At 43.5% G+C, this 10,119-nt stretch carries 11 protein-coding genes; 3 read left to right on the forward strand and 8 right to left on the reverse strand.

The genetic code is table 11. The annotated features are described in order from the left end of the window. Positions 1–117: 117 nt before the first annotated feature. The 8 genes from NIE88_RS21345 to NIE88_RS21380 form a co-directional block, all read right to left on the reverse strand. The gene (locus NIE88_RS21345; RefSeq protein ID WP_253065579.1) at positions 118–750 is read right to left on the reverse strand and encodes a response regulator transcription factor; all 633 of its coding nucleotides are present in this window, start codon (positions 748–750) and stop codon (positions 118–120) included. After that, positions 743–1,786 (reverse strand): sensor histidine kinase, encoded by a 1,044-nt coding sequence (locus tag NIE88_RS21350; protein ID WP_253065580.1) that lies wholly within the window; start codon positions 1,784–1,786, stop codon positions 743–745. The genes NIE88_RS21345 and NIE88_RS21350 overlap by 8 nt, the downstream gene beginning before the upstream one ends. Next, positions 1,783–2,511, reverse strand: coding sequence for a cell wall-active antibiotics response protein LiaF (liaF, locus tag NIE88_RS21355; RefSeq protein ID WP_253065581.1), 729 nt, complete (start codon positions 2,509–2,511; stop codon positions 1,783–1,785). The genes NIE88_RS21350 and liaF overlap by 4 nt, the downstream gene beginning before the upstream one ends. A 122-nt stretch (positions 2,512–2,633) precedes the next feature. Then, positions 2,634–3,272: a PspA/IM30 family protein gene (locus NIE88_RS21360; protein WP_253065582.1), complete on the reverse strand. Its 639-nt coding sequence runs from the start codon at positions 3,270–3,272 to the stop codon at positions 2,634–2,636. Between the two features lie 56 nt (positions 3,273–3,328). Further along, positions 3,329–3,667 carry a lmo0954 family membrane protein gene (locus tag NIE88_RS21365; RefSeq protein ID WP_253065583.1) on the reverse strand — a complete coding sequence of 113 codons (339 nt, stop codon included), beginning with the start codon at positions 3,665–3,667 and terminating at the stop codon, positions 3,329–3,331. A gap of 399 nt (positions 3,668–4,066) precedes the next feature. Continuing rightward, complete coding sequence (locus NIE88_RS21370) at positions 4,067–5,131, reverse strand: FUSC family protein (RefSeq protein WP_253065584.1); 1,065 nt, start codon at positions 5,129–5,131, stop codon at positions 4,067–4,069. A 68-nt stretch (positions 5,132–5,199) separates the two neighbouring features. Then, positions 5,200–6,495, reverse strand: a complete 1,296-nt coding sequence (locus NIE88_RS21375) for a glutamate-1-semialdehyde 2,1-aminomutase (RefSeq protein WP_253065585.1) — start codon at positions 6,493–6,495, stop codon at positions 5,200–5,202. A gap of 92 nt (positions 6,496–6,587) precedes the next feature. Beyond that, positions 6,588–7,214 carry an NUDIX hydrolase gene (locus NIE88_RS21380; protein ID WP_253065586.1) on the reverse strand — a complete coding sequence of 209 codons (627 nt, stop codon included), beginning with the start codon at positions 7,212–7,214 and terminating at the stop codon, positions 6,588–6,590. Positions 7,215–7,696: 482 nt separating this feature from the next. Here NIE88_RS21380 and bcp point away from each other — a divergent pair, with 482 nt between their 5' ends. The 3 genes from bcp to NIE88_RS21395 all read left to right on the forward strand — a co-directional run bounded on the left by bcp (position 7,697) and on the right by NIE88_RS21395 (position 9,607). Next, a complete protein-coding gene (gene bcp / locus NIE88_RS21385; RefSeq protein ID WP_253065588.1) occupies positions 7,697–8,164 on the forward strand; it encodes a thioredoxin-dependent thiol peroxidase in 468 nt (155 codons plus the stop codon). Between the two features lie 356 nt (positions 8,165–8,520). Then, a complete protein-coding gene (gene perR / locus NIE88_RS21390) occupies positions 8,521–9,006 on the forward strand; it encodes a peroxide-responsive transcriptional repressor PerR (RefSeq protein WP_373689475.1) in 486 nt (161 codons plus the stop codon). 295 nt (positions 9,007–9,301) lie between these two features. Next, the gene (locus NIE88_RS21395; RefSeq protein WP_253065587.1) at positions 9,302–9,607 is read left to right on the forward strand and encodes a hypothetical protein; all 306 of its coding nucleotides are present in this window, start codon (positions 9,302–9,304) and stop codon (positions 9,605–9,607) included. The last annotated feature ends 512 nt before the right edge of the window (positions 9,608–10,119 follow it).

Consider the following 10,119-nt stretch of genomic DNA (forward strand, 5'->3'; position numbering starts at 1 on the left):
TTAGGTGTCGGGGGTATTTTTTGCTGGTCAATTTTTTAATCGGTTTACCAACCGGAATTCATTCAACTAGCTGAATTACGCGAAAAACGGACCTTTCACGCATGAGCAAAACCCAGTTTATTGACACAGCTTATGCTGAAACGCGTAAATAACGGCTTGCGTACGGTCTTGTACCTCAAGCTTGCTGAGAATATTGCTGACATGCACCTTGACGGTTTTCAAAGCGATGAAGAGCTCGTCGGCAATTTCCTGATTGCTCTTTCCTCGAGCCATGAGCAGCAAGACCTCCATCTCTCGGTTGGTCAGATCGTCATGCAGTGCTTTGTTTTGTCTGTTTTTCATTCGAGACATGACTTTTTCCGTAACTTCGGGTTCAAGTACAGATTGACCATCGTAGGTTGATCTGATTGCTTGAGCAATATCGCTTGCTTTGGAAGTTTTCAGCAAGTAACTGGTAGCTCCTGCTTCAATTGCCGGATAAACTTTATCATCATCAATGAAGCTTGTGACAATGATAATTTTTGCCTGCGGCCATTTTTCCACAATTTGTTTTGTTGCTTCAATGCCGTCCATTTCTTCCATTACAAGATCCATTAGGACAATATCCGGTTTCAATTTTAAGACGAGATCAATGGCATCGCGACCGTTATCGGCCTCCCCGACCACCTGAATATCCGGCTGTGCCGATAAATAAGCAGAGACGCCGATACGCACCATTTCATGATCATCAACAAAAACAACGTTAATCATTGTTTTCATCCCTTTCGATTATAGGCACTTTAATTTCCAAACTTGTTCCCTTGTCCGGGACGCTTACTAATTTAATCTGGCCGCCAATTTGAGCAGTGCGCTCTTTCATGTTTTGCAGACCATAGGAACCGGGTTTGGTTGCCTGCGTTTTAAAGCCGATTCCGTCATCGGTGACGCGCAGAATGACGAAGCCCTCACGCCGAATGAGCAGCACGTCCAGATTCTGTGCCTTGGCATGCCGCAATGTGTTTGACACCGTCTCCTGCAGGATTCGGAAGAGCTGATCTTCGATACCGCGCTCCAGTCTGATCGGTTCGACCGTCGCATTGATGTTAAGAGGAACTTTTTGCTTGAGTTCGAGAAGCAGTTCTTCCACTCCCTGTTTGAGCGCCTTGCCGTGAAGCTGTACCGGCCGCAGATGAAGAAAGAGCGCTCTCATCTCGAGCTGGGACTGATGAATGGTCTGTTCTACCAGCTTCAGTTGACGGCTTTCCATATCATCCGATACGGGGCGCAGCTCATTAATTGTCGACATCAGCATCGATGCAGCAAATAATTGCTGGCTTACGGAGTCATGCAGCTCGCGAGCCAGCCGATTGCGTTCTTCAGAGACTATTTTCCGAATTGCCTTCTCCTCAATTTCTGATTTATCATTTGCTGCATGCTGCGCCAGCTGTGTCAGTTCGTTGATTTTTGCACTGATCTGCTGCGAACGGTCAATAATTGGCTGCATGTCGCAGGAAATGACGTTGTCCCCGCCTGCTGCTCCTTTTCCCTGAATGGCGCCATCGAGCGTATCGCTGACCATAACGAGCTGCCGCCGCCAGTACAAGCCTGAAATCAGACCATCAATGGCTCCGAAAAAAAGCGACACAATCGGAACAATAAAAGCAAACGGCAGATGCCACACCTGCTGACTCCAGAGCAATGACCATTTAGAAGGAGGAAAGGCAAAAAAGAACAACGAAGAAAAAAGGATTAAGCAGACAAGTGAAAAACAGATGCCGACGATGATTTGCCTCTTGATCGCAGTCATACGCGCAGCACCTCCAGGCTTCCGGCAACTGCTGAAACCATCAATTTAACTTTTTGCTCTGCTTGATCATAGCCATCAGACCGCAAAATTCTCGATTCATGAATCAGCTGATTTTCATGATGATCGAAAAAATCGACTTGCCCAAGCACAACCGAGTAATGCAGGGCAACTTCAACACCGTAAGGAACAAGGATGCGCACTCGCCCTGCAAGATGGCGAATGAAAATAATCGATTCCTTCTTTGGCAGGATGGTGTGACTGAGATCAATGATTGTGTCCCCCGCACCCGTCTGGATGTTTATGTCCTGCCATTCGTAATCGTGGCCGGGTGTTTCCTGATGGCCGAACCATTTGTTTTTAAGCAGTCCTGAGAGAATGGTCACCTTATCTTTAACAGCAGATGGATGATCGAAGTCAGGCATGATTCGCTGTGGATTTTTTTTTCTCTGTATGAAATCAATGACGAAACAGATAAACAAAGCAATAATAATAAATTTGAAGACAAGCAGACTGAAAATGGTGAATCCGAGTCCGATTACGCCGATCCAAAACAGGATTTTTCCTTTTCGTGTGTTCGTATTCTTTCGTCCATAGTAAATCATGGCGCCGAATAGAACAGAGGGGAATAAAAATCCCCACCCGTCGAACAGCGTTTGGAGCACAATCAGAAACAGGCAGATAATAATGAGCCAGCTGTATTTATCGTTTTTCAGTTGCTCAAACATGTTGGATCATCTGCCTTTCTTGCTGCAGTTCAGCTGAATTATGTAGATAAGAAAAAGGCGTTCATCGCACCTTTTTCTATTTTAGCATCGTTATGTGGGACAAGCTAGAACGTACTGTTTCGTCAATTGGTTTTGTTTTTTTCAAGTTCGCGCTCAAGTTCGCGAATTCGGGCATCAATCGTATTCTGGTGATAATTGGTGTTCACTTTTTGTTCGAGCTGTTCGAGATACATTTCGCTTTCTTCAAATTTGGAAAACGATTGTCCGAATGCCCGCTCCGGCTGAATGATTGCGTTCATGCGGTGATTCGCATTGGCAATGTTCTCACGACTCATCAGTTCCATTCGCTTTAAATACATGTCCTTTAATTTTCGCTTCATTTCCGCATAATTCTGTTCCAGATGATCAAGCTGTTTGACGGTTGTCTCGTAAGCATCTTTCAGCTGTTTCGACTTCTGCGTGTAATCTTCATGTTCTTTTAATGCAAAGGTATACAATTCGGTTTCTGCGGCGCGTTCAGCGATGTCTGCCTGATGCTTTCTTTTTTCAGCCATTTCAGCAGCTTCGTGATACTCCTTAATAAATTGATCCTTGAGCAGATACTGGCGGTCAATTAATTGGCGTACACGTTTCACTTCTGCTTCGCAGCGGCGCAAGTGCTGATTTAGCATGGCGATTGGATTTTTTTGCTCCTTTTGATCAAGCATGTCATTTAGATCGGCAGCTATTGAGTCTTTCAGACGAGTAAATATATTGCTCATTATGCGTTGCTCCTTTGTATTTGATGTATGTGTGACACAATCTGTTCAGAAAAAAATCAACGAAATTCTTTCCATTCTTTTTCGAAGTGATCAAATGGATCGCGCGGTTCGACAATTACTGGTCTTTCATTCTTCCAAGCTTTGTACACAAAGTAGAGACCTGCCAGTGCGGCAACGCCGATGATTGCCGGCACGTTGCCGATTGAGAAGCACAGGGCAATGATTCCCACGACCGCCCAAAGCACTTTTCCTCCGGTAGAAGCAGCTTGATTGAACTTTTTAAATGCGAAGTAGAGGACAGCCAGACTGACAATTAATCCAATCATCGATCCCAGCTGACTGAGCAGGACGATCAAGCTGACGGCTCCGAGCAGAAACAAGGCAAATTTTTTCATGTGTGTGATCCTCCTTTCCATGTCTTAATCATATAGAAAAGGCGGAGTGCAGATAATGAGCCGAAGCTGTATTTTCAGATAAGTCTTTGGACTTAGTTCATGCTAAGCTTGTTCCTGCGCAGAAAAATCCGCAGCTCTTTTTGTGCAGTCACAAACCCAACATCGTTTTCAGATGGAAAGTCATAGAATCGGGGAAAGTTCAAATTAATTCCGGAAAATTTAAAATGAATCCGGGAATAGGTACACGGCATAGGCTTTATATGAAATTAAACTCCGTAACTATGAAGAAGAAACAGCTTTAAGCGTTCCCTTTTTACTCGATTTCGAAAGAATTACCGATTGGAGAATGGATCAGGCACCGTCACAATTCTCCGGGAATCGGCCACACGACGCGAAAAATTACCGAATCTGATTTGATTTCTTATGAAACGATTGATAGCTGGTAACGAGAAGATCAAGGTGTTCGATGTGCTGACTGTAATCAATGATTGTCGATAAAAGAGGGAGTACGTCGAGCCATTCATCATTGATATTTTTTGAAAAGTAGGAAAAAAAGGATTCAGCAAGCTCAGCGCGATGCTGGTAATCTTTTTTAGCTTGTTCTTCGTGGCGTTTTCGTCTTATTTTACCGTCAAATTTAAGCAATACGCGTTCATGATACGTCATCAGGCCACTTAACTGAATCCGAAGTGTTTCGCGAAAATGATCCGGCAGGAGTCGAAAGGCATTTTCATTGCGATCCAGTTCGTTTAGTGCCTGATGGAGCAGCCGTGTTGCCGTGGTCATTTCACGGAAAATGACCGTGCGCCGCAGCTTTACCGGCATCGTTTTTTTTCTGAAAACGCGCTCTTCCTTGTACCAGTGATAATAATTCTCGATTTTCAGCTTTCTGCTGTCGAACGCCGCCAGTTCGCTTTTGATCTTCGTGTTGTCCGAAGTCCCGCCACTGAGCAGTCGCGTCCACTTAAAAAGCAGCGTGGTTTGTTCAAGAATTTGTTCATAGAGTGTCTTTTCGTAATGGGGCGGGAAGATCAACAAATTAACCAGTGTTGCGGACACGACACCGATGCAAATCATGGAAAAACGGCGCATCCCTTCGAGAAAAAACGCATTGCTGTCGTTCATACCGCTCGACATGACGAAAATGACCGTGACCATCGTTAAAGTCAATGTCCGATGGAGTCTGAATTTAAGATGGATTGCAATGACAAAGACGACGGTCAAACCGACGACAATCGGTGTGTCGCCAAAAATGATGACCGCAGCAACTGCAATCATCGCACCGATAAAGTTGCCATAGATGTTTTGTACCATCGCCCGAATAGAGCGCTGGACCGATGGGCGTGTAGTCATGGCTGCGGCGACACCGGCCATGATTGGCGGAGTCATTCCAAACGCTAAAGCGGTCATTAATGCAATAGTTACGGCAACGCCGGTTTTCAGACTTCGGGCACCAAGGTGCATGGTGTTATCCTCCTTCTAGATTAAGAAAAGAGGAGAGCGGTTCAGGCCGCTCTCCTCTTATGAATATATTAAGAATTGGCGAGCTGAGAAAAGGCATACTCAGCAGCTTCCAGTGTATCGTCAATATCTTTTTCACTGTGTTCGGTCGTTAAGAACCATGCTTCATATTTCGAAGGTGCAAGATTGACCCCCTTTTCCAGCATGTATTTGAAGAATCGTCCGAACATTTCGCTGTCGGTTGCTTTTGCCTCTTCATAGTTTGTGACTTCATGATCGGAAAAATACAGCGTCATTGCTCCGCCGATACGATTAATTGCGATCGAAAGTTGGTACTTCTCGTTAATTGCCTGTATTCCGTCTTCCAGCTTTTTTCCGAGATGATCCATTTTTTCATAAATGCCCGGCGTTTGCAGCACTTCCAGGCAAGCGATGCCGCTCGCCATGGAAAGTGGGTTTCCGGCCATCGTTCCTGCCTGATAAGCCGGGCCAAGCGGGGCTACTTCGTCCATAATTTCTTTTTTGCCGCCGTAGGCTCCGATCGGCAGTCCGCCGCCAATGATCTTGCCCATCGCGGTGAGATCCGGGGTGACGCCGAGGTAGTTTTGCGCGCCGCCGTACATAAATCGGAAGTTCGTGATCACTTCATCGTAGATCACGACCGAACCGGCTTGATGGGCGATTTCATTAATGGCTTCAAGGAATCCCGGTCGGGGCATAACCATTCCAAAATTGCCGACAATTGGTTCAACAAGCACACCCGCAATATCCGAGCCCCATTTGTCGAATGCCTGCTGAAGTGTGTCCACGTTATTGAAGGGCACCGTAACGACTTCATGAGCGGTACTTTCTGTTACTCCGGCCGAGTCCGGAGAGCCGAGCGTTGATGGTCCAGAACCCGCCGCAACGAGAACAAGGTCAAAGTGTCCATGGTAGCTTCCTGCGAATTTTAAAATAATCTTTCTTCCGGTGTAGGCACGGGCCACACGGACGGTTGTCATTACCGATTCGGTTCCGGAATTGGTGAAACGGACCTTGTCTAAAGAAGGAATCGCTTTTTTCAGCATTACAGCAAGATCTGTTTCCAGTGTTGTCGGTGTGCCGTACAGCACGCCGAGTTCAGCTTGTTTTTTTATTGCCTCGGTGATGTGCGGATGAGCGAATCCGGTAATAATCGGTCCGTAAGCAGCTAAATAGTCTATGTAACGGTTGCCGTCCTCATCCCAGAAATAGGCGCCTTTTCCTTTTTTCATGAACACCGCGGCCCCTCCGCCGACCGCAGCGTAAGAACGCGACGGACTGTTGACGCCGCCGACAATATGCTCAAGCGCTTCCGCATAGAGTTTTTCTGAAGTAGTTCTATTCATTGTACTGATCGCTCCTCAAACCAAAGTGACATTGCTCACTCAAGTATTCAATATAAGCAAATAAATGACAAGCAATGAACCTTGGCGAAGAATTAATCAAACATGCGATGGTTCATCAGGAACACAAAATGTTCGAGAATGCGTGCGGTCAGTCCCCAAATCGTCTTTCCTTGATAGTCGTAAAAGGGTTCCGTAATTTGCATGTTGCGAAATGCATAATTTTTTCCTGAAACAATGCGTTCAAACGGAAATTCTGCATGTTTATCTACGGCAAAAATGAGCGAGTGTTTTTCAGGAATCTGCTTCATGAGCCATGGGAGCGGGATTGTAAACAGTTCCTGAACCTCACCGGAATTAGGCTTTAGCGGTTCGGACGAATCAATGACACCGACAAACGGATAAATGAATAAATCGGATGTTGCAATACATGTGCCCATTTGACCGATGACGTCAATAGATTCTTTTTTGATTCCCAATTCCTCGCATGTTTCACGTATGGCAGTAGCACGCATGGAGCCATCAATTTTCTCACTGCGTCCTCCGGGAAAACAAATATCTCCAGGCTGCCGTTTTAATTGGGTAGAACGAACTTCCAATAATATAGACCATGTATTGTCCCTATGGATGAGCGGGAGAATGACCGCCGATTTTTTCGCCGTATCTTCGCCGATAATTGATCCGTCATTTTCAATTCTTCGTGTAATGCTTCTTATGTCCATATGATTCACCTGCATTTAGACGATTTCACCTTTTTATTCTACCATTTTTTATGAATGACCGCCCGATTGCACTGGTATCAGAAGCGCATGGGTTCACTTTGACGGCTGTTCAGGGTATGATTTAACTAACTCAATGTTTGAAATGGAACGGATGATACGATTGAAAGCTTTCATTCATGAGGAAGCCGTCAGCCTGTCCGGAGGGGGCCAATGTAATCGATTATTTAAATCCGTCCCATCTGCATGCAAGGTGTTAAGAATCAAGCTAAAATCAGGTAAATTATTGATTATTTGGAGTACCCTAAACGAACAGATTCAACTGCGATTCTCGAATCAGACGCGCAGGTATTTTATCCGGTAGTCGATTGATCCTGTGATTTAAAGAAAACGACAGATGCTTTGTATTCTTTAGCGGAATCCGCACAATTTGGAAAAATTTTTATTGAAATTCAAGACTAATCGACTGAAAGGGACTGATCATGATGTTGGAAGCAGGAACGAAAGCACCTGGTTTTACACTGCAAGAAACGAAGGGAACAGAAGTATCACTATCTGATTTTAAAGGAAAAAATGTTATCCTGTATTTTTACCCGAAAGACATGACTCCCGGATGCACAACGGAGGCCTGTGATTTTCGCGACCAGAACAGTCGCTTTGAAGCATTGAATACAGTCGTTCTTGGGATCAGTCCTGATCCAATTGAAAAACATCAGAGGTTTGCCGAAAAGCATGCGCTGCCTTTTACGCTTTTGTCTGATCCCGATCATCAAATCGCCGAAGCGTATGGAAGCTGGCAGTTAAAAAACATGTTTGGGAAAAAAGCAATGGGTATCGTTCGTTCCACTTTTGTTATTAATAAAGAAGGAACCATCAGTAAGGTCTGGCCGAAGGTTAAAGTTGCAGGACATGTGGAAGAAGTGTATCAATACATTAAAGATCAGCTCATTTAATGAGGTAAAGTAATTCTCAAGCAGAAAAGTTAAATGAAAAAATCAGGTGCATCAGTATCCTGATTTTTTTCTCTATGAAATCAGGATCTCTTTATGAACTTCCGTACATTTTTTAGCATATTTTTTAATCTCGAAGTCGGTCTTATTGCCTGCTTTGTTTTTTCAATTAGACGCATGTAATGGAGAGAATGCGGCAAAATATAAGATGAACGCTCTAAATTTATCGGTACAATTCATGTTGGAAAAGTACTGAACATTGACAGGACAAGCTTTAACCATGTAAACTAAAAATGTAATTGTAACCATTGTAATCTGATAATTGATTTTAATAATCACTATCTTTGAAAGCGAGGTGCATGACGATGAGCGATAATATGTCAAAAGTAGATCACGCAATTGAGATGCTAAAGAGCTCCGGTGTGCGTATTACACCGCAGCGTCATGCGATTCTTGAATATCTGGTCTTTTCAGATTCACATCCTACGGCGGATGAAATCTATAAAGCGCTTGAGCACAAATTTCCTAACATGAGTGTTGCGACTGTATATAATAATTTACGTGTATTTAAAAAAACCGGATTAGTCAAAGAACTTACCTACGGCGATGCGTCAAGCAGGTTTGACTTTTCAACGAAGCGTCACTACCATGTGATCTGCAGCAACTGTGGAAAGATTGTTGATTTCTTTTACCCGGTACTTGATGAAGTGGAGGCACTGGCCGCACAGGTAACCGGGTTTAAGGTGGATCATCATCGTCTTGAGATTTACGGTGTTTGTCCTGAGTGCCAAGCTAAAGAAGTGGATGCTCCTTCCAAACCGAAACAAGAATCAAGTATTAGCTGAACTAATCATATCCGATAAAACCGGAAGCAAGCCGCCCTTACTGGCGAATCTTCCGGTTTTTGTGTTCGTTAATGAATTCAATTCGAAGGTAGGGAAGAATTAAGTCTTATCCAGTGAGAAAGCTGTTGCAGATGGCAAAGGAACGTCTTTAGTATTTCCGGACGCGCCCTGTTTGAGGCGATCATGAACGGGTAAATTGGTTCGTTAATTTGGGAACAGGTTCACACCTGAGAGAGCGAAAGTAGCTCAACTTTTGAATATCCTGAACAGAAAATTTCAACGGTATCATCATCAAATGATCTGGCTACAGCATCTGCTTCTTGAATTAGAAAAGCATAATGAGAAACTTGAAAAAGAAGTCGATCCATTCATGCAAAACGATCAAGAGGAAGTGAGTCTGCTCAAAACAATTCCGGGGATGAATCGGAACGCGGCGTCGGTTATCCCAACTGACGTCTATTTGCCCTCTTGTGGTGGACTGAATGCCAGAAAGAAACGGTCATCAAAAACAGCCGGGGCTTTAGCGCATGTCATTTTGAAGATTGAACCCGGTTCGGATTACCTGCTAAAGAGAAAGCAAAGCGCTAGTATTAAGCGGTAGTTAGAAAAACCGCATGGTTACAAAATAGAAATTTACGAAAGGCAGCATGAACTAAAAAAATTCATGTATAAAGGGAGTTCTTTTTTTCACTCTTTTTAGAATGTCATCATCACATTTATTTACAAAGTATAAAAGATTAACGGATTCAGTATAAGAAAAGCTAAAGTTTGGTCAGCGTCAGAATTGGTCTTGCCAAGTTTTTCTTAATTATGTTTAAATAAGTATTGACGATTATTGCCATACATGATAAATTAATTAACGTTGTTTTTGCGACATTATGTCTTATCCTGTCAGATTGTTTATGATCAATTTTTTGATCATGTGAGCTGGTCGTTGACATAAATTATGTTGCATGTTAAAATATAATTTGTCTTTTTGAAGGAAACTCAATTTTAACATTTACTGAAATATCTTGAACTATTTATTGACACAAGATGATGAAAATGATATAATAATTGAGTTGCTGTTTGAAATGTTCCTTGAAAATTAAACAAAAGCCAAGCGTGATTTTG

This window comes from Sporolactobacillus shoreicorticis (assembly GCF_024125445.1).
GTDB classification, from domain to species: domain Bacteria; phylum Bacillota; class Bacilli; order Bacillales; family Sporolactobacillaceae; genus Sporolactobacillus; species Sporolactobacillus shoreicorticis.